This is a genomic window from Hoeflea sp. (assembly GCF_984452065.1).
The window spans coordinates 1-18,993 of record NZ_CFHWAF010000033.1; the positions used below are offsets into that span (position 1 = coordinate 1).

The 18,993-nt window shown below is 61.9% G+C and carries 17 protein-coding genes; 8 read left to right on the forward strand and 9 right to left on the reverse strand.

Going from position 1 to position 18,993, the window contains the following annotated elements; all coding sequences use genetic code 11:
- Positions 1 to 308 precede the first annotated feature (308 nt).
- From AC5E6N_RS08560 to phnF, 8 genes are all read right to left on the reverse strand, one after another.
- A complete protein-coding gene (locus tag AC5E6N_RS08560; RefSeq protein WP_491747429.1) occupies positions 309 to 1,181 on the reverse strand; it encodes a phosphonopyruvate hydrolase in 873 nt (290 codons plus the stop codon).
- Positions 1,182 to 1,218: 37 nt separating this feature from the next.
- Positions 1,219 to 2,829 (reverse strand): Na/Pi cotransporter family protein, encoded by a 1,611-nt coding sequence (locus AC5E6N_RS08565; RefSeq protein WP_491747430.1) that lies wholly within the window; start codon positions 2,827 to 2,829, stop codon positions 1,219 to 1,221.
- Between the two features lie 14 nt (positions 2,830 to 2,843).
- Positions 2,844 to 4,052 (reverse strand): pyridoxal phosphate-dependent aminotransferase, encoded by a 1,209-nt coding sequence (locus AC5E6N_RS08570; protein WP_491747431.1) that lies wholly within the window; start codon positions 4,050 to 4,052, stop codon positions 2,844 to 2,846.
- Positions 4,053 to 4,166: 114 nt separating this feature from the next.
- Positions 4,167 to 5,081: a LysR substrate-binding domain-containing protein gene (locus tag AC5E6N_RS08575; RefSeq protein WP_491747432.1), complete on the reverse strand. Its 915-nt coding sequence runs from the start codon at positions 5,079 to 5,081 to the stop codon at positions 4,167 to 4,169.
- A gap of 112 nt (positions 5,082 to 5,193) precedes the next feature.
- Complete coding sequence (gene argE / locus AC5E6N_RS08580) at positions 5,194 to 6,438, reverse strand: acetylornithine deacetylase (protein ID WP_491747433.1); 1,245 nt, start codon at positions 6,436 to 6,438, stop codon at positions 5,194 to 5,196.
- Positions 6,438 to 8,015: a hydantoinase/oxoprolinase N-terminal domain-containing protein gene (locus AC5E6N_RS08585; RefSeq protein ID WP_491747434.1), complete on the reverse strand. Its 1,578-nt coding sequence runs from the start codon at positions 8,013 to 8,015 to the stop codon at positions 6,438 to 6,440. Before AC5E6N_RS08585 ends, argE begins: the two co-directional genes overlap by 1 nt.
- A complete protein-coding gene (locus AC5E6N_RS08590) occupies positions 8,012 to 9,091 on the reverse strand; it encodes an S-methyl thiohydantoin desulfurase family protein (protein WP_491747435.1) in 1,080 nt (359 codons plus the stop codon). Before AC5E6N_RS08590 ends, AC5E6N_RS08585 begins: the two co-directional genes overlap by 4 nt.
- Positions 9,092 to 9,154: 63 nt before the next feature.
- Entirely contained in the window at positions 9,155 to 9,958 is an 804-nt protein-coding gene (gene phnF / locus AC5E6N_RS08595) for a phosphonate metabolism transcriptional regulator PhnF (RefSeq protein WP_491747436.1), read from the reverse strand.
- A 221-nt stretch (positions 9,959 to 10,179) separates the two neighbouring features.
- Here phnF and AC5E6N_RS08600 point away from each other — a divergent pair, with 221 nt between their 5' ends.
- The 7 genes from AC5E6N_RS08600 to AC5E6N_RS08630 all read left to right on the forward strand — a co-directional run bounded on the left by AC5E6N_RS08600 (position 10,180) and on the right by AC5E6N_RS08630 (position 17,249).
- On the forward strand, positions 10,180 to 11,703 hold the full coding sequence (locus AC5E6N_RS08600) for an alkaline phosphatase family protein (protein WP_491747437.1): 1,524 nt from the start codon (positions 10,180 to 10,182) through the stop codon (positions 11,701 to 11,703).
- A 29-nt stretch (positions 11,704 to 11,732) separates the two neighbouring features.
- The gene (locus AC5E6N_RS08605; RefSeq protein ID WP_491747438.1) at positions 11,733 to 13,286 is read left to right on the forward strand and encodes an ABC transporter substrate-binding protein; all 1,554 of its coding nucleotides are present in this window, start codon (positions 11,733 to 11,735) and stop codon (positions 13,284 to 13,286) included.
- Positions 13,287 to 13,358: 72 nt separating this feature from the next.
- Entirely contained in the window at positions 13,359 to 14,171 is an 813-nt protein-coding gene (locus AC5E6N_RS08610) for an ABC transporter ATP-binding protein (RefSeq protein WP_491747439.1), read from the forward strand.
- Positions 14,168 to 15,211 (forward strand): oligopeptide/dipeptide ABC transporter ATP-binding protein, encoded by a 1,044-nt coding sequence (locus AC5E6N_RS08615; RefSeq protein ID WP_491747440.1) that lies wholly within the window; start codon positions 14,168 to 14,170, stop codon positions 15,209 to 15,211. Before AC5E6N_RS08610 ends, AC5E6N_RS08615 begins: the two co-directional genes overlap by 4 nt.
- The gene (locus AC5E6N_RS08620) at positions 15,208 to 16,137 is read left to right on the forward strand and encodes an ABC transporter permease (RefSeq protein WP_491747441.1); all 930 of its coding nucleotides are present in this window, start codon (positions 15,208 to 15,210) and stop codon (positions 16,135 to 16,137) included. The genes AC5E6N_RS08615 and AC5E6N_RS08620 overlap by 4 nt, the downstream gene beginning before the upstream one ends.
- A gap of 3 nt (positions 16,138 to 16,140) precedes the next feature.
- Complete coding sequence (locus AC5E6N_RS08625; RefSeq protein ID WP_491747442.1) at positions 16,141 to 17,031, forward strand: ABC transporter permease; 891 nt, start codon at positions 16,141 to 16,143, stop codon at positions 17,029 to 17,031.
- An 86-nt stretch (positions 17,032 to 17,117) separates the two neighbouring features.
- The gene (locus AC5E6N_RS08630) at positions 17,118 to 17,249 is read left to right on the forward strand and encodes a hypothetical protein (RefSeq protein WP_491747443.1); all 132 of its coding nucleotides are present in this window, start codon (positions 17,118 to 17,120) and stop codon (positions 17,247 to 17,249) included.
- A gap of 250 nt (positions 17,250 to 17,499) precedes the next feature.
- Here the strand turns inward: AC5E6N_RS08630 and AC5E6N_RS08635 are convergent, their stop codons facing one another.
- The gene (locus AC5E6N_RS08635) at positions 17,500 to 18,387 is read right to left on the reverse strand and encodes a LysR family transcriptional regulator (protein WP_491747444.1); all 888 of its coding nucleotides are present in this window, start codon (positions 18,385 to 18,387) and stop codon (positions 17,500 to 17,502) included.
- 157 nt (positions 18,388 to 18,544) lie between these two features.
- Here AC5E6N_RS08635 and AC5E6N_RS08640 point away from each other — a divergent pair.
- Positions 18,545 to 18,993, forward strand: a 449-nt coding sequence (locus AC5E6N_RS08640; RefSeq protein WP_491747445.1) for a hypothetical protein, incomplete at its 3' end; no start/stop codon positions are given.

Here is an 18,993-nt window from a genome sequence, read left to right on the forward strand (position 1 = left end):
GTCAGCCTACGCGGCGATCTGATGGGTATTCTCGACATCGCAGCCGACAGGAAGGGGCAAAGCCGATCCCAAATTATAACAAAAGACGTTGCGTGCCCCCGCAACCAACGTCAGATAAAATGCCCATATAAATCAATATCTTAAGAATCCTTTGATTCTGAGCCTGAATCTTGTTTCAACAAAACCAATAATTTAGCCTCGCAGGTTCAAATCACCTGCAGCCAACATGCAAACCTGCCTGTTCACAACACCGTCCAAGGGCTCTGCTATATTGGGACGCCGAAGGTGTTTGTGAATCGACGATGTCGCTACTTCAGAAACCGCTTTTCTGTTTCCTTGATGCCATCCATGTCCTGCAGGCGGAAGATCTCGTTGACCGGAACGATATCGTCGTCTGCCTTGTTCATGCCGCCGTCGGCGCGGATTTTGGCGAAGACGGTCTGCATTGCGGTGACGGAGGCGCGAATGGCGTGATTGCCCCAGATGGTAAGGCCCACTTTGCCGGTTTCCTTCATGCGCTCGACGGTCATCTGCGGATAGGCGGTCGGGACCAGGACAAGCGGAACGGCTCCATCCCAGGCGGCAATGAAGGCTTCGATCTCGTCCGGCGTTTTTTGTTTGGAATGGATCAGGATCATGTCGGCGCCGGCTTCGACATAGGCATGCGCCCGCTTCAGGGCCTCGTCCTGGCCGAGGCCGGCGATCAACGCTTCGACGCGGGCGATGATCACGAGATCATCGGATGCCCGTGTGGCGCAGGCCGCCTCGATCTTGCCTTGGAACTCCTCCACGCGCAGCAGGTCCTGCCGCCCGCCGGCGACGAGGCTGGTCACCTTGGGGAACGTCTTGTCCTCGATGACAACGGCCGCCGCACCGGCGCGTTCATATTCCCTGATCGCGTGGACGACATTGACGGCATTGCCGAAGCCGGTGTCGATATCGGCGACGATCGGCAGTGTCGTGGCGCCGGCGATCGCGCGGAGCATCTCAATGTGCTGGGTCATGGTGATGAGGCTGACATCGGGCAGTCCATGGAGCGCGGACAGTTCGAAGCCCGACGCCCACAGCGCCTCGAAGCCGGCTTCCTCGGCAAGCCTGGCCGACAAGGGCGAGTGTGTCGCCATCGCTTGGATCAGGCCGTTGTCGGCAATCGATTTTTTGAGGTCTGTTCGGCTGTTCATTTTCTGGGTTCCTTTCATCGTTTGTTGCGGTGCCGGCCTAGTGCTCAAGCACGGGATAGGCGGCCGAGACGAAATGGGCGTTGATGCGGCGCAGGTCGCGCATGATGTCGAGATGGATGGAACTGGTCAGAAGCGTTTCCGGCGTCCCGGCCTTCAACCGTTCCAGATGGTTGCCGGTCGACGCCTGCTCGGCCGCCCGGACCTGGGCTTTTGCTTCAAGCAGCCGCCTGGCGAGCTTCCGGTCGCGCTCCAGAAAGACCGTCTGGGCCAGTTGCAGGTTCTCCAGCGTCGTGCCGAACAGCGCGGTGATCTCGCGTTCGCCTTCGGTGGAGAAGGAAAGCCGGTTCTTGATCTTCTTGGCGATCAGCTCGCGAAGGTTGCGGTCGATGATGTCGCCGGCATGCTCCAGATTGATGGCAAAGGTGATGATCTCCGTCGCCCGCTGTGCTTCGTCCTCGTCGAGCGCGTCCCGGCGCGACAGGCGCGCGAGGTAAAGCTTGACCGCCTCGTGCAAACTGTCGACCGTGTCGTCCATGCCCGCGATATCGGCGCATCGCTTCGTTTCGTTCCCGTCGATGGCCTTTGCGGCATTGTCGAGCATGTCCTCGACGACATCGCCGATCCGCATGGTCTCGCGCGCGGCGGCCGCGAGCGCCAGTGCCGGTGATCCGAGTGCGGCGGTGTCGAGATAACGCGGGCCCGTTGCGGCGGTGTCTTGCACCGTTTGCGGAAAAAAGTGTTCGAGGGCGCGCGCCAGTGGACCCAGCAACGGCAGGCCTGCAAGCACCAGACAGCAATTGAAGGCAAGATGCGCGTCGACGGCGAGCCGTTCGGGGCTGCCGGTCAGCGCGACGAGATGATCGGCGAACGGCGCGGCCAGCGGCAGTGCAACGACCACGCCGGCCGTCCGCAAGATCAGGTTGCCGGCCGGCGCCCGCCGCGCCACGTTGCCATCGGCCCATGTGGCCAGCACGGGCAGAATGCCGCTGCCCAGATTGGCGCCCAGGACAAGCGCCACGGTGAGTGCGGGATCGAGCACGCCGGCGGCGGCCAGCGACATCACGAGCAGAACGACCGCCAGGCTCGACGCGGCCAGAAGCGAGAGCAACACGGAGGCAATCGCCGCCAGCACCGGCATGGCGGTCAATGCCGACAAAAGATCGAGAACAACGGGCGAGACACGCATCGGTGCCGTCGTGGCGACCAGCAACTGCAAAGCGAGCAGAACCAGTCCGACGCCGAGCACGAGCCGGCCGAATGCGCGCAAACGGTTTGCGCCGCTCACCCTGAAGACGATCAGACCGGTCAGGATGAGAGCCGGGGAGATGCCGATCACGCCGCTGGCGAACAGTTGCGCGGCGATGCTGGTGGCGACGTCCGCGCCGAGTATGACCGCCAATGCCATCGCCGTCGTGATCAGTCCCTGGCCGGCAAAGCCCGCCACCATCAGCGCCGTTGCCGTGCTGGACTGCATGCCCAGCGTGATGGCCAGGCCGGAGGCAAAGGCAACGAAGCGATTGCGTGTTCCTGTCGAAAGGATCCGCTGCAAACCCGATCCGAAAACGCGGCTCATGCCCGTGCGCACCATGCGCAGGCCCCACAAAAGAAGCGCTACGGCACCGGCGAGCTCGATCAACGGTGCATACACACTCTTGCCCTGTCCTAGCTGTGGTTCAGCTGTTTGCAGGCCGCGATGATGCGATCACAGCCTTCGGTGAGTTCGGCTTCCGAGGACGCGTAGGAAACCCGGAAGTAAGGCGAAAACAGAAATCCCGAGCCGGGGACCACGGCAACGCCCGCCGTCTCCAGAAAGTACATCGCAAGGTCGGCATCGCTCTCGATGATCTTGCCGGATGGAATTGACCGGCCGATCAGATCGCGGCAGCAGGCAAAGACGTAAAAGGCGCCGTCGGGCGTGCCGCATGTGACCCCCGGTGCCTCGTTGAGCTTCCCGACCACCAGATCGCGCCGTCTTTCATAGGCGCTGACGAAGTTCGCCAGATAGGATTGGTCGCCCGACATCGCTTCGATGGCGGCATATTGGGAGATCGAGCTGGTGTGGGACGCGGTCTGACCCTGGATCGTGTTCATCGCCTTGATCAGAGCTGCCGGCCCGGCGCCGTAGCCCAGCCGCCAGCCGGTCATGGCGTTGGCCTTGGAAACGCCGTTGATCGTCAGGGTGCGGCCGCCGAGCGCCGGCGCCGCCTGCGCCATCGTTGCGAATTCAGCGGTGCCGTAGATGAGCTTTTCGTAGATGTCGTCGGCGAGGACCCACACATGTGGATGGGTCTCGAGCACCGAGGCCAGCGATCCGAGCTCGGCAGCCGAATAGACCGCGCCGGTGGGATTGGAGGGCGAGTTGAGCATCAGCCACCGGGTTTTTGGCGTGATCGCCGCGGACAGGCGCTCCGGTGTGAGCTTGAAGCCGTTTTCTTCGCCGCATTCGACGGTGATGGGCGTTCCGCCCGCCAGCCGGACCATGTCGGGATAGGACACCCAACAGGGGACCGGGATGACAACCTCGTCCCCGGGGTTCAGCGTGGCGAACAGGGCGTTGAAGATCACCTGCTTGGCGCCGCAGGCCGTCGTGATCTGGTCCGGATCGTAGATCAGGCCGTTGTCACGGCGCAGCTTCCCGGCGATGGCCTCGCGCAGCGGAGCAATGCCGGCCACGGGCGTATATTTGGTCTTTCCGGACCGGATCGCCTCGATGCCGGCCTGTTTCACGGGATCGGGCGTATCGAAATCCGGCTCGCCGGCACTGAGCGCGATGATGCTGCGGCCGGCCTCCTTCAGTTCGCGCGCCTTGGCCGTCATCGCCTTCGTCGCCGATGGGCGCACGTCGGCCAGTCGATGGGACAGGAGTGTCACGAGGATTCTCCAGCTCTTTTCTTTCACATGGAAGACGGTTGTTTTCGATCTGGAGTATGAAAGATCCGCTAACAGATAACGAGCATGAAATTCTAAGATGTATGTTAGCGTGGCTTACGTCCTGGCGGCTGGCCGCTTCGGAGCCGCTCTGCCTGCCGCGCCGAGAAGGGCGGCGGCAAGCGCCTCCCGGTGACGGGCCAGGGTCTTGTTCTCCCGGACAAGCATGTGAAACCCCGGACCCCTTAGTGTCTTGTCCGACAAGGGCGCGACCAGGCGGTTGGCGGCAAGGTCTTCTTCGACCATGCACAACGGCCCGAGCGCGACGCCCAGCCCGCTGATGGCCGACTGCAGCGTCAGGAAGAAATGATCGAGAGAAGGGCCGGCGATCACGTCTGAATCGCGATTTCCATGTTGCGCGAACCAGCGGCGCCAGGCCTCCGGCCTTGATTTCATGTGCAGCAACGGCAGAGGCAGGAGATCTTCGGCCGTCTTGATGGGGTGCTGCTCAAGGAAGGCCGGTGAAGCCAGCACCGTGCTGATGTCGTCGACGAGGGGAAAACAACCATAGCCGCGCCTTTCCATCGGGAAACGGCGAATGATGACGTCATAGGGCTGGTCAAGGTGGTCGATGCCGTCCTTTTCCGAGGTCTCGACGGTCACGTGGATTGCGGGATTGGCAAGCTGGAAATCCGATGTCTTCGGAATCAGCCAGCGCAGAGCGAAAGACGGTGTGGTGTTCACGGTAAGGCTCACGCCTTGCGAGCGCGCGGCCAGTTGCTGCGAGCCGACGGCAATCAGGTCGAAAGCCGATCGCAAATCATTCAGGAAGTCCTGCGCGGCAGGGGTCGGCGTTATACGGCGCCCTTTTCGTTCGAACAGCTTCTGACCGAAATGCTGCTCCAGCAGCTTGACCTGCTGGCTGACCGCGCTGTGCGACACATGCAATTCTTCCGCTGCCACCGTCACGCTGCTGTGGCGGGCCGCTGCCTCGAAAGCGCGCAGTGCATTGAGGGGTGGCAGCCGGCGCATTGCGAACTCCGTGCGATCATGTTTTGAATTGTTCAGTAATTCTTACAGGTTTTTGCGATGGTTGGCCAGCGTATCTTGTGGCATGGTGCTGCAAACCCGCCTGAAGAGAGGCTCACGCCAAAGCGGTTCCTGTCGCACCGTCGGCCTGTGCCAAGACGGTCTGTTGCAGCAGCCCCTGCAGAAAGCCCCGGCAGCGCATCAGCTGATCCAGTTCGACATATTCATCGGCCTGGTGCGCCTGTTCGATGAAACCGGGACCGATGATCACGGTTGGAACATCTGCGATCTGCGCAAACAGCCCGGCTTCGGTTCCGCCGCTCATCTTCCCGATGTCGGCGTCCGGCAACAGGGTCGCGGCCAGGCGGACCAATGTGTGGTCCGGTTCGATCTCGAATGCCGGATAGTCCGTGTGAAAGGCGAAATCGATGCCGCAATCAGGGCTTACCCGGTGCATCTCGGGAAGCAGGTGGTGCCGTGCATGGTCGTGAACCGTTGTGATGATCTCGTCGAAGCGGGTTCCCGCCTGTCCGCGGATCTCATAGTCAAAGGTGCAAAAATCGGCGACGGTCGCCACGGACTGGCCGCCGCGAATCGGCCCGACATTGATCGTAGGGTAGGGCACTTCGAAAGCCGCGTCAGGCTCACATCGATCCCGGACGAACGCTTGCAGACCGTTGATAAAGGTAATCAGCCGGGCGGCATGACCGATCGCGTTGACGCCTTGCGGCGCAAGCGCCGAATGGATGGCCTTGCCTCGGACCGTCACGGTCTCGGCACGTTTTCCCTTGTGCCCGATGACGATGTTCATGCCGGTCGCCTCACCGACAATGCAGCCGAAAGGGCGCGGAATCCGAGCCATGACACGGCGCAGCATCTGACGCACGCCGACAATGCCGACTTCCTCATCATAGGAGAACGAAAGATGAAGCGGTTTGGCGAGGCGGCTTTTATCGAGCTCGGGCAGCAACGCGAGCACGACGGCGAGGAACCCCTTCATGTCGCACGCTCCGCGCCCGGTCAGCCGCTGGCCCGCCTGTCGCAGCGCATAGGGATCGCCGGACCAGGACTGACCGGCCGTGGGAACCACATCGGTATGTCCTGAAAGAACGATGCCGGGTCGATCGATTGGCCCGAAGGTCGCCCACAAACCGGCTTTCCGGCCGTCGTCTGACGCAAACCGTTCCGTCCTTGCGCCGAGACCGGCCAGATAGGTCTCAAGCCAGTCGATCATCGCCAGATTCGATTTCGCACTGGTCGTGTCGAAGCCGATCAGCGTGCCGAGAAGCGTGACAATGCGCCTGTCCGGATCCAGGTCGGTTGCTTCGGTCGGCGACAGGGCACGTTCTGAAGAAGACATCAGACCGTGTTATCCGCACTTGTGCCGGTGGGTTGGCCGCCGCTTCCAGCCGTCGCCATCGAGCCGATGACCCGGGCTCTCACACGTACCGAATTGCCCGGAAGGTAGGCCAGCGGGATTTCCTCGACATCCGTCAGTTCGAGCGTGGCGGCATTGGCGCCGGCATTGACGGCCCGCTCGCAGGCCCGGCGTTGTGCGTCTTCCAACGCTTCGGCGCGCGATGCATCCTTGTAGATATGATCGACTTCGCCCGCCACCTGTGCGAGTGCGGCCCCTACGGCATTGGCGCATTCGGCATTGGCGACCCGAATCACGTCCGAGGCGCCGCGGAGCGCGTCCGGCACCAGAAATGCGGCGCCGCCCACTGCGACGACGGGCAGGTTGCCCGCCTTGATCTTGACCCGGTCGATGACGTCTTCAAGCATGTTGCGGCAGGTCTCGGCAAACGCGTGGCACACATCAAGCGGGACGACGCCCTGTTCGAGGGCGTGGCCGATTTTCGCCGAACCGCGCGCGACGGCCACGTCGGTGGCCGTCAGGGTCGATCCGCCGAAAACCCGTGCTTTTTGGGCCAATTGATAACCCACCGAGCGCGGACCGACAGCCGATCCGTCTTCGCTGACCAGGCTGCCGCCGCCCAGGCCGATCGACAGGACTTCGGGCATTCTGAACAGCGTGCGGACCTCGCCGATCCGCACGGTCGAATTCGCCTGGCGGGGGAAGCCGTTTTGCAGCAGGCCGACATCCGTCGTCGTGCCGCCGACATCGGCGATGATCGCCTCCTTCAATCCGGACAGAAAGGCGCCGCCGCGCATGGAGTTGGTTGCGCCGCAGGCGAATGAATAGACCGGCTGGCGCACCGTGTCTTCGATGCTGGCGATGGTGCCGTCATTGCGGCTGAAGTAAAGCGGCGCCGCAACGCCCAACTCCCTTGCCGCTGCCACGATGGCGTTGGTCACGCGGCGGGCCAGGTGAACCAGGGCGGCGTTGAGCAGGGCGACATTCTCCCGCTCCAGAAGGCCGATGCGCCCGAGGGCGGATGAACAAGTGATGGACATGTCGGGACAGACTTCGCGAATGATCGCGGCGGCGCGTTCCTCATGCTCCGCATTGACCGGCGAGAAGACGCCGCAAATAGCAATGGAGCGCAATCCCTGATCGCGCATTTGAACCGCCGCATTCCTGATGGCCTCCTCATCGAGCGGAAGGAACGGGCTGCCATCATATTCATGCCCACCCGCCACCGACCAGATGCCGTGGTCTATCGTTTGCCGCAGGTCCTTTGGCCAATCGCAGTATGGCGGTATCGAGCGGGATGCCGGGGTGCCGATACGCAACGCCGCAACGGGCTCCAGTTCGCTACGCTGAACGACCGCGTTGATGAAGTGCGTCGTGCCGACGACGATCGCGTCAAGATTTGACAGCGGCTGTTTGTCGGCCAGCCGGGCCAGCGCCGCGCGCATGCCGGACGTCACGTCATCCGTCGTCGTCACCTTTGCCGAATGGGCAACGCGGCTGCCGTCGAGCAATACGGCGTCGGTATTCGTGCCGCCTACGTCGATACCCACCCGTCTCATTGCGCAAACACCGACTGGAAGGCCATCGGATAGCCGAAGGCTTCGGGACCGACCAGACGAAGCCCTTCCTCTGTCCGGAAGATATCGGGAGGCGGCATTGCGATGACGGCGACACGCTGCCCGTAGCGAATGGCCTCGGTTCCGATCGCCTCTCCGGAGACGGCATCGAGAACGCAGATCAGGTCGGGTGACATGACTTTGGGTTCCTCGTCGATCGACGCGAGCAGCCACTCATTCTGGAAATCGATCTTCATGTTCACTGAGTCAAATTCCTCGCTTCCGCCGATCTTGATCGCGCCGCGCAGGAAGCCATTGGTCGGCGTTCGTTCGACGTCGACGACCTTTCCGTGGAAAAGCAGCACTCCGTTCGTTTCTCCAAGAATAACGGGAACCGGATTATCGTTGTTTCGCTGGGCGTCGCGGACCGCCCGCCCAATGCGGATGGCCGCCGATATCGTCCGCGGAACGCCCCATTGCTTCACATTCCTGCCGTCGCAGGGGGGCAGGCAGATCGAGGCCGTCGATCCGAAAGCGGTGCAGACTTTGCGGCTGATATCTTCCAGCCATTTCCACGAGGTCGCATTTTGAATCACAACTTCCTGACCGCGCGGATCGACGCTCGCGAGCGGGTAGGGCTGCAGTCCGCCGGCGCACAGACCTGTCATCTGGAGCTCCGGATAGGCGCGTCCCATCCAATCGGCATCGATGACGGGGTATTGGAGCCTGGACGCCGCCATCAGCGGATAGAACGCGTTGCCGCCGCCGACTTCCAGCGACATCAGGAAACCGAAGTCACGGCCGAGATAATGCTCAAGCGCCCGCACCGACCGCGCTATGACCTGCGGGTCCTTCATCCGCTCCTGGCCGACGATCGGTGCACCCTGGCTGGCCACGGTTGCGACATGTGCGTCGTCATCGAGTTCGTCCGGGTCGATAAGCGTGACCTCGCATCCGGCCTCGTAGGCCTGACGCATGTTGAGAAGGCCGGGATAGGGGTTGCCGCCGCCGCCGGTGCCTAAAATCCAGGCTCCAACGGCCAGCGCCTCTATGTCTTCAATGTCAAGCTTCTTGGGCATGTGTCTCCAGTATTTGCTGTGGTCTTGTTTTCTTGGCTGCTTCGCGGGGCGCAAAACGGTCGGTTACGGACCATCCAGAACCGATCCGGGGAGGTTCGGCGGTTCGCGGTCCGCCTTTCCGCCCTGCTGCGGTTCGGAGGTCTGGAAGTGGAGCCGCACATGGCGGCCCGAAAACAGCGTCTCGTTGTATTCAATCGGCCTTGCGTCCGCGTCGACATCGATCTTCTGCGAAACCAGAACGGGATCGACGACGTCGATCTCAAGAAGCTGCGCTTCCATCTCCGAGGGCATGCGCGTCGAGACCCAGGTCGATCGGCGCACAAAGTCGGTAATGCCGTATTGCGCATAGACGTCGATCATGTCGGGATTGATCCTGCGCTTGCGCAGCATGTCCGGGAACCGTTTCGCCGGGTGAAACAGACGCCCCACCGATATCGGCACGCTGTCGGCAAACGATACGACCGTCATATGCCAGACGGGGTCCTTGACGGAGATATCCAGAAGGCGTGCGATCTCCGCCGTCGCGGCAATTTTCTCGCCTCCCAGGAACTTGTTGTGCGGCAGGAGACCCTGTTCCCGGACGTTCTTTGCGAACCGTGTGCGCTCGGTGATCGTATGCTGGAGCACTTCCTTGCGCACATAGGCGCCGCGCCCCTGCGACACGTCGATCATCCCCAGTTCGCGAAGCCGGGCCATCGCCTGCCGCACGGTGTGGCGGCTGACGTCGAAACGCGCCATCAGTTCATGTTCCGACGGGATCGGTGCGCCGGGTTCCATCCTGCCGGCGCCGATCTCGTCGCCGATGACCTGGGCTATGTGTCGCCACAATGGCAGTCCGGGCTGTCTTATTGTCACATCATTCATCATTTAAGTCGATCCGTTGTCATCGCCAATCCTTGCTTGCCGGGCTGTGGGCGGCAGTCAAACCGGATAGGGAATCTGAAATACGATTGTCATAATTCAAGCGTATAACACTTATCCGGTTGTCCGTACAAGATAATTGTGCGATAACTTGTCCGGACATCCAAATAAGTTGATAAAGGTGTTGTCGAGCAATGTCCCCTTCAAACCAGCCAGCCAACGTTCTTATGATTGTTGCGGACCAATGGCGCGGCGACTTCCTTCCAACGGGGCATGGCGGGACGCTCGATCTGCCGAACCTGGCGGCCCTGTGCCGCGAAGGAACGCGCTTCACGCGCCATTTCGCCAATGCAACGCCATGCGGTCCGGCGCGCATGTCTTTGCTGACCGGCCAGTACGCAATGAACCACCGCGTGGTGCAAAACGGCATCGGCCTGGACAGCGGGCGCACCAATCTGGGCGCCGAACTGCGCGCGCATGGACGCCTGGCCGGACTGGTCGGCTACACATCATGGCTACCCGATCCCCGGACCACGTCGCCGATGGACCCCCGCTACGCAATGTACGGCGCGGTCATGCCGGGGTGGACGCCGGTCCGGTCCTTCGAGGAACCCGAATTCGAAGCCTATTTCGGCTATCTGCAATCTGTCGGCTACGACCTGCCGGCCGATCCGTTCGATATCTGGTCGGGGACATATGGGGATGGCATCGTCCGGCCTTCGCCCATCGACAGGGCGCATTCGGACACGGCCTGGCTGACCGATGGCGCGCTGGAGCACATAAAGGGCCGAGGCGGCGAGCCCTGGGTGCTTCAACTGGCCTATTGGCGGCCGCATCCGCCGTTTTCGGCAAGCGCGCCCTATCACCGGTTCATCGCACCCGGCGATGTCGAGGCTCCGGTCAGAGCCGTGAGCGCCGACGAAGAGGCCGGCACGCATCCCTATCTGCGCCATGCGATCGGCAGTGTCGCGGCCGGCGAATATGTGCAGGGTTTTGCGGGTCCCGCGAGCGCCATCGACGTCGATACGGTTCGCGCCATTCGCGCCGTTTATTGCGGTCTGATCAAGGAGATCGACGACCAGATCGGACGTGTCATCGACCACCTCAAGGCAACCGGCCAGTGGGACAGGACACTGATCGTCTTCACCAGCGATCATGGCGAGCTGTTGGGCGACCACTATCTGTTCGGCAAGCAATCCTATTTCGATGCCGCATTCCATACGCCGCTGATCGTCCGCGATCCGCGCGCCCGGGCCGACCCGATGCGCGGCAAGGCGGTCGATGCCTTCACCGAGCATGTCGACCTCATGCCGACAATCCTTGATTGGTTCGGCCAGCCGGTCCCGCGCCAGTGCGACGGCGTCTCGGTTCTTGATCTGCTCGCCGGCCGGCCAGCCGATTGGCGCGACTGTGCGTTCATGGAGTTCGACTTCCGCGATCTGAAGCAGCAATCGCATACGGCGCTGGGGCTCGCACCCGACCAGTGCGGCGCGGCGATCATGCGCGGCGAGCGGTTCAAATATGTGCACTTCGCCGGGCTCGAACCGTTGCTGTTCGACCTGTCGGAAGACCCTTGCGAAACAATCAATCTGGCGGCCGAACCGGAGCACCAGCCAATCCTGTCGGAGTTGCGATCGCGCATGCTGGACTGGCGCCTGATCCATACCGACCGGACACTGACGGGTATTTCCGCCTCGCCACACGGTCTCGTTGGCTCGTTGAATCGCGAGCCCAATCCTTCATCCGATTAATCATAATGTCCAACAGGGAGGTAACGATCATGTTCAACTTGCTCAAAGGGGCGGCCCTGGCGGCTGCGGCTGTGCTCGCATCCGTGCTGCCAGGCACAGCCGAGGACGCGGACAGTCGTCCGGATATCGTCATCGCCGTGCAGCAGAACCCGCCGACGCTGGAGCCTGTCCTGTTCAGCCGCAATGTCTCCCTGCGCGTTCTCTACAACGTGTTCGATTTTCCCATCGATACGGATTTCAAGGCCAATTGGGAACTGAAGCCAGGGCTGGTTACCGCCTGGGAAAGGGTCGATGAAAAGACGCTGGATCTGACACTTCGTGAAGGTGTGATGTTCCATGACGGAACCGAGATGACCGCCGAAGACTTCGTCTTCAGCTTTGGGCCGGAGCGTATGTCGAACGAGGATTCGCCGGGCTATGCGATGACGCGGCCCTATATGGGAACGATCGGTTCGGTCGAGGCAGTGGACACCTACACCGTTCGGGTCACCACGAACGCGCCCGATCCCCTGCTTGAACGCCGCCTCGCGGGCTGGTCCGCGCAAATCGTTTCCAAGGCGGCCCATGAGGCGGCCGGAGACTGGGACACCTGGGCGCTCGCCCCGGTCGGAACGGGGCCGTACAAGGTCGCCGAATTCGCCACCGACGACTTCATCCTGCTGCAAGCGCACGATGACTACTGGGGCGGCAAACCTCCGTTCAAATCGATCCGGTTCCAGGTCGTGCCAGAGCTTTCGGCCCGTATTGCCGGGCTGAGGGCCGGTGATTTCGACATGATCACGGAGATCGCGCCCGACCAGGTGGATGCCATCGACAGCCAGGACGGTCTGCATGTCGTTGGCGGGTCCATCGTCAACCATCGCGTGATCAATATCGGCACCAGGACGGGCTGGCTCGCCGATCCGCGCGTGCGCAAGGCGATGGCTCTTTCCATCGACCGGCAATTGATCGTCGATACGCTTCTGGGCGGACTGGTCGACGTGCCGAACGGCTTTCAGTGGGAAGCCTATGGCGAAAGCTATGTCGCCGATTACCCTGGCGCTGTATTCGATCCGGACGCGGCCCGTGCGCTGCTTGAGGAGGCCGGCTACGACGGCAGTCCGATCACCTACCGCACGCAGGCCGGCTATTACACCGCCGAACTGCTGACCGCGCAGGCGATCGCCGACATGTGGCGTGAGGTGGGCCTCAATGTGGACCTCAAGGTCGTGGATGGCTGGGGCCAGATTTTCGAACAACCGCTCGATGCCGCCTTCAACGGTTCGATCAACATGAACTATCCGGACATGCTGGGCTCCTTGTGGCCGCTCTACGGGCCGACGGGGTTCATCCAGACCCGCGCCGAGGCATGGTCGAACGAGCGGTTCGAAGAGATCGGCCTTGCGCTGGAGACCGAGTTCGATCCGGAAAAGCGGATGGCCCTGCACAGGGAAACGCTAGACATCTTCCACGATATCGACCCGCCGTCGATCGTCCTGCATTCGCTCGGCATGTTCTACGGCAAGCGGGAGAGTCTTGATTGGGAACCCTATCCCTTGCCTTACATGGACCTTCGCGCTCGTAATGTTTCCATGAGCAACTAGGATGGCAAGCCGGGCCGCGGTCGTTGCAGCCGCGGTCCGGTCTATCCGTTCAAGAGCGTGTGCGAGGCGACATTGGCTGGTTCAGACCCCCTTCTTGAGGCGACGAACATATCGATCCGGCTCCGGCAACGGGTGTCGGATCGCTGGCTGGTCGACAGTGTCGGCTTTGAACTGAACAAGGGCGAGGTTCTCGGATTGGTCGGTGAGTCGGGAAGCGGCAAGACACTGAGCACCCTTGCGCTCCTGGGACTTGCCGGCGCGCGCCTGGACGTGATCGGCGAACTGCGGTTCGACGGTGAATGTTTCGACCTGTCGGCGCCGGACCGGCTCCGGCCGCTGAGGGGCGCCCGTATCGGCATGATTTTCCAGGACCCGCGCCTGTCGCTCAATCCGGTCCGAACCATTGCCGGCCATTTCAGGGAGCTCTGGCCGGGGCGCCACGGGTCCGGGCGGTCGGCACGGCAGCGCTCCGCAGATCTGCTGCATTCGGTCGGCATCTCCGACCCGGACCGGCGGCTGCGGCAATATCCGCATGAGCTTTCGGGCGGCATGTGCCAGAGGGTGATGATCGCGCTCGCGCTGGCGACCGAACCCACGCTGCTGATTGCCGACGAGCCGACAACGGCGCTCGATACGACCGTTCAGGCGCAGATTCTCGATCTGATCGACACATTGCGTCGCGAGCGCGGGCTGTCGGTCATCATGATCAGCCATGACCTCGCCGTCATCTCGGAGATCGCCGACCGGGTCGCCGTGATGCGGCATGGCCGAATGGTCGAGACCGGCTCGCAGACGGCGATCTTCAACAATGCGCAATCAGCCTATACGCGGTCCCTCGTCGGGTTTGCCAGCAAGTCCTCGCTCGGTCTGGAGGGCGCGTTGTGAACGAGATCGGAACCCTGCATGACGCCGAATTGACGTTGCCGGGCGCCGGGCCGGTGCTTGAGATCGAGCGCGCGAGCAAAACCTTCCGGTTCAAGCATGGCAGGTTTGGCCGAAGCACAAGGCTTGTCGCGGTGCGCGAGGCGTCCCTCAGGATCTTTCCCGGCCAGACGGTGGCGATCATCGGCGAAAGCGGGTGCGGGAAGTCGACCCTGGGCCGCCTGGCGACCGGCGAACTGCTGCCCGACGACGGCTCCGTCATGATTGCGGGCCGACCCGTTCAGGCCCTTGAAAGGGCGGAGAAAGCCCGGCTGGTGCAGCCCATTCCGCAGGATCCCAAGGCCGCGCTGGATCCCCGATGGACCATCGGGCGCAGCCTGGCGGAGCCTCTGCGCCTGCATCGCATCTGTTTGAACGGTGAGATCGCCGCGGCGGTCGAGGCCGCGTTGGCAAGGGTCGGATTGGGCAAGGAAATCGCCGCGCGTTTCCCGCGCGAGGTTTCCGGTGGTGAGGCACAGCGCGTTGTCATTGCACGCGCGCTTCTTCTTTCTCCCAAAGTGCTCGTTTGCGACGAAGCCGTGTCCGCGCTGGATGCGGCGGTTCAGTCCGAAATCATCGACCTGTTGCTGACGATCCAGAAGCGCGAGCAAACGGCTTTGGTTTTCATCAGCCACGATCTGAAGCTGGTCGGCAGGATCGCCGACCGGATCGAGATCATGTATCTGGGGGAGGTCGTTGAATCGCTTCCCGCCGGAGGATTGGGCAGGCCGGACCGGCACCCCTACACCAGCGCGCTGACGAGGGCGATGCCGCGCATCGGGCGCGGGCCGCGCGACCGAAAGCGCGCAACGCTGGCCGGCGAAGTGCCGAGCCCGATCGAACGGCCCGCCGGCTGCGTCTTCCACCCGCGCTGCTCTCACGCCGTGGAACGATGCCGCACAATCGTCCCGCCGTCCGTCGAGGTGGTGCCGGGCCATTGCATGAAGTGTCATCTGGCCGGCACGATCGCCCTGCAAACAGAACGCGGGGGCGTTGCGCCATGATCGGCTTCGTCGTCGGCAAGCTGTTTCGCGCCGTGATGGCGCTACTCATTCTGGTGACGTTGACCTTCGTCGTCCTGCGCTCCGCAGGCGATCCCGCGGACACGTTTCTTCCGCCCAACGCCACTCAACTGGAGGTCGACAACTTCCGTGCCGCCTGGGGCCTTGACCGGCCGCTTCCCGTCCAGCTCGGCGCCTATCTGGGCAACATCGCCAGGGGCGATCTCGGCCGCTCGTTTCAGGACGGCCGGCCCGTCACCGTCGTGATCGGCGAACGCATCCCCGCCACCCTGACGCTGCTCGGCCTGGCCTTTTTGATCATGATCGCGCTCGGCATACCGCTGGGCGTCCTTGCCGCGCTCAATCACGGCACGCTGATCGACCGGGCGATCATGGTGATCAGCGTGATCGGCTACAGTCTGCCGAACTTCTTTCTGGGCGTGCTTCTGATTCTGGTTTTCGCGGTCAATCTTCGCTGGCTGCCCAGCACCGGAAACAGCGGCGCCGCGGCCCTGATCATGCCGGTCATCACGATCGGCACCACGGGCTCGGCGATTATCACCCGCTTCGTGCGTGCGGCTGTTCTGGATGTGCTTGCCAAACCACACGTCCGCGCCGCCAGGGCAAGGGGGCTTCGCGCTCTGCCCGTCATCATCGGCCATGTCCTGCCCAACGCCGCCATTCCCACGGTCACGCTCATCGGCTTCCTCCTTGGCGGTCTCATCGCGGGTGGCGTGATCACCGAAACCGTGTTTGCCTGGCCCGGAATCGGCCGCTTGACGGTGACCGCCGCGGCAAACCGCGATCTGGCCGTTGTCCAGGGTATCGTTCTCCTGATCGGCGCAAGCATGGTCATCGCCAATCTCACCGTGGACCTGCTCTATGGCTGGCTGGATCCGCGCATCCGGATCGGCGGCAGGGAGCGCTGAATCATGTCTGAACTGTCGTCTCCGGATCATTCGACCACGCACTCCAGGCCGGAAGTGCGCATTCCGGCAATGGTGATGATTGCCTTTGTCTGGATCGGCCTGTTGCTGATTGTGGTGATCTTTGCCGACCTGCTGACGCCGCACGATGTGATGCGCAGCGACCTGAGAGCAAGATTGCAGCCGCCGCTCCTGTTCGGCGGAACGTGGGCGCACCCGCTTGGAACCGACGAACTGGGGCGGGATATGTTCAGTCGGCTCCTGATCTCGATCCGGGTCAGCATGCTGGTGGCCTTTGCGGGAACGGTCATCGGCGCCGTTCTGGGCACGCTGTTGGGGATGCTCGCGGCCGCGCGCGGCGGTTTCACCGACGACGTCATCATGATGCTGGTCGATGTGCAGGCAGCACTGCCCTTCATCATCCTGGCGCTTGCCGTCATCGCCTTCCTCGGCGGCGGCCTGACGCTGTTTGTCATCGTGGTCGGACTATACGGCTGGGAGCGCTATGCCCGGATCGCGCGCGGCCTGACGCTGGCGGCCCGCGAGGACGGCTACGCGGTGGCCACGGCCAATCTGGGCGCCGGCGCCGTGCGCATCTATCTCGTCCACATATTGCCGAACATCATCAGTGCCCTCGTCGTCGCCTTCACGGTCAATTTTCCCGAGACGATGCTGCTCGAGACCTCGCTGAGCTTCCTCGGGCTTGGCATTCAACCGCCCTCGACGAGCCTCGGCACCATGCTCGGCGACGGCCGCGATTATCTCACAACCGCATGGTGGATCGCTGTCGCGCCGGGGGTCGTCATCGCGCTCACGGGCATTGCCGTCAGCGTCATCGGCGACTGGCTGCGCGATCTGTTCGACCCAAGCGCCACAGGGGCTGTTGGCGGCCGGTAGCCGAGCCTGTTTCTGATGCCTGCAAGTACGGGCGGCAGCGTTGTTTGGCCAAATTGGAATGGGTAGTGTTGAAGGAAATTTGATCGGTGGCGATGGTGATTTCAATCGGCATCCGCCAGCCGGCGCTGTCATTTGGAGGAGGTCGGATGTTCGAGGCCGAGGCCAATTGGATCAAGCTCGACGATCATGCCGCTGCTTGGAAAAGGCCCTGCTGCTGACGACGGTTGCGAGCCCCTGCAACCAGTTTTTCTTAATAAAATCAATATATTGAAGCGAATTTGATGCCGGTTGGATTTGATATGAAATCCGATCCGGAATCATATCGGAATCAAATGGGCGGAAACCATGGCGTATTCTGGCGTGGAAGTCGTGGTTCCGGTGAACCTTTGATAAGGAAGGAAGGAACGCCCGAAGCGCAAGCGCAAGGCCATCAGAGACAAGACCGGCAGTCTATGGCCTTCATGGCGATTAAGTCTCAGCCTTTAGAAAATCGACAAATGCTCGAACCCTTGGGATGTTCTGGCGATGGGGAAGAACGAGTGCTGTGAGGGGTTTGGGGTCATTGTCATGGTTATCGGCGAACAACTCGATCAAACGGCCCTCCGACAAGGCCGCTTCGCCAAGGAAATCGCCAAGGCGGATGATGCCGGCCCCCTCTATTGCCAGGTGAAGCAAGACGTCCGCGCTGTCGGAAGAGACGGGACCACTTACCTTGATGTCCTTTCGCTGCCCATCTTCCAGCATTGGCCAGATGGCTTGTCTAGCAAAGCCAGTAAGCAAGAGGCAGGAGTGGCGACGAAGGTCATCGGGCGTTGTCGGCTGACCGTTGTCAACGAGATACTGGGGGCTGGCTGCGATGATCCTGCGAACGGTTCCAAGCCGAACCGCAACCAGATCGCTGTCGGTGAGTTCGCCAACCCTGATGGTAACGTCCATCTGCTCCCGGATCGGATCAATGCGGTTATCGGAAACCGACACTTCGACAGTGATGTCCGGGAATTTGTCGATGAAGCGCGGCAGAAGGAAGGCGAGTTTGTGACGAGCAAAAGCTGTCCCGCAATTGACGCGCAGATGTCCCCGGGGTTTGCCTGTTGCCAACGACAGGTCAGCTTCAACCAACTCCTCCAGTTCCAGGAAGCGCTGGGCGTGAGCTAGAAAGATCTCGCCCTCGGGTGTCAGTGAGAGTTTGCGTGTCGTTCGATACAAGAGCTTGACACCAAGACGATCCTCCATCCGGGAAATCAGTTTCGACACACCTGACGGCGTGTATCCGGTCTCCTCGGCAGCCGCCGCAAAGGACCCGAGCTCGACTAGACGAATGAATGTCGAGATGTCTGGTGTCAGCGATGGCTTCATTCGTGAACGATTGTCAGGACAGTATTCATTTAATCACGATTTTCCTGCTTCAAACCCCGATTTAGATAGACTTAGGGCGCCTCGGTATGATCTCCAATATCTTCAGGTTCCCTGATCCTCGCCGAGCAATTGGCCAGAAAGCTTGACTGGAGGACTTATGGAAACCGCCCGATGCTCTAGCGCCAGGGAATACGGCCATTGCGAACAGGCCTGTGGTGGCGACTACGTTATCCGTACAAACGCATCCCGCCTCTCCGTTGATCATGTCTGTGCCCTGGCAAAAGAAGAAATCCGCGTAATTCACGTTGAGGCGTTTGCGAACGAGAGCGCCTGTAACGTTATCTCGACTGGTCAAGTCGACCTCGGCTTCAAGCCTTACATCAACGTCGATCAGGTTCGGCGTATCGGCATGGCCTACTACGAAACCGAGAACCAGCGCGCTCTGATCGACCATTACTTTGCGGTGGCACGGGAAAACCAGATTGCTTTCCGCGAGGCTTGTCAACCGGTCGGATCACCTCTCGATACCTTGCGCTGCCTGCTCGATGAAATCTGGCCAGTTGGTGCGAACTTGCAGATGCTTTTCGGGAAAAAGATGTTTGTCGG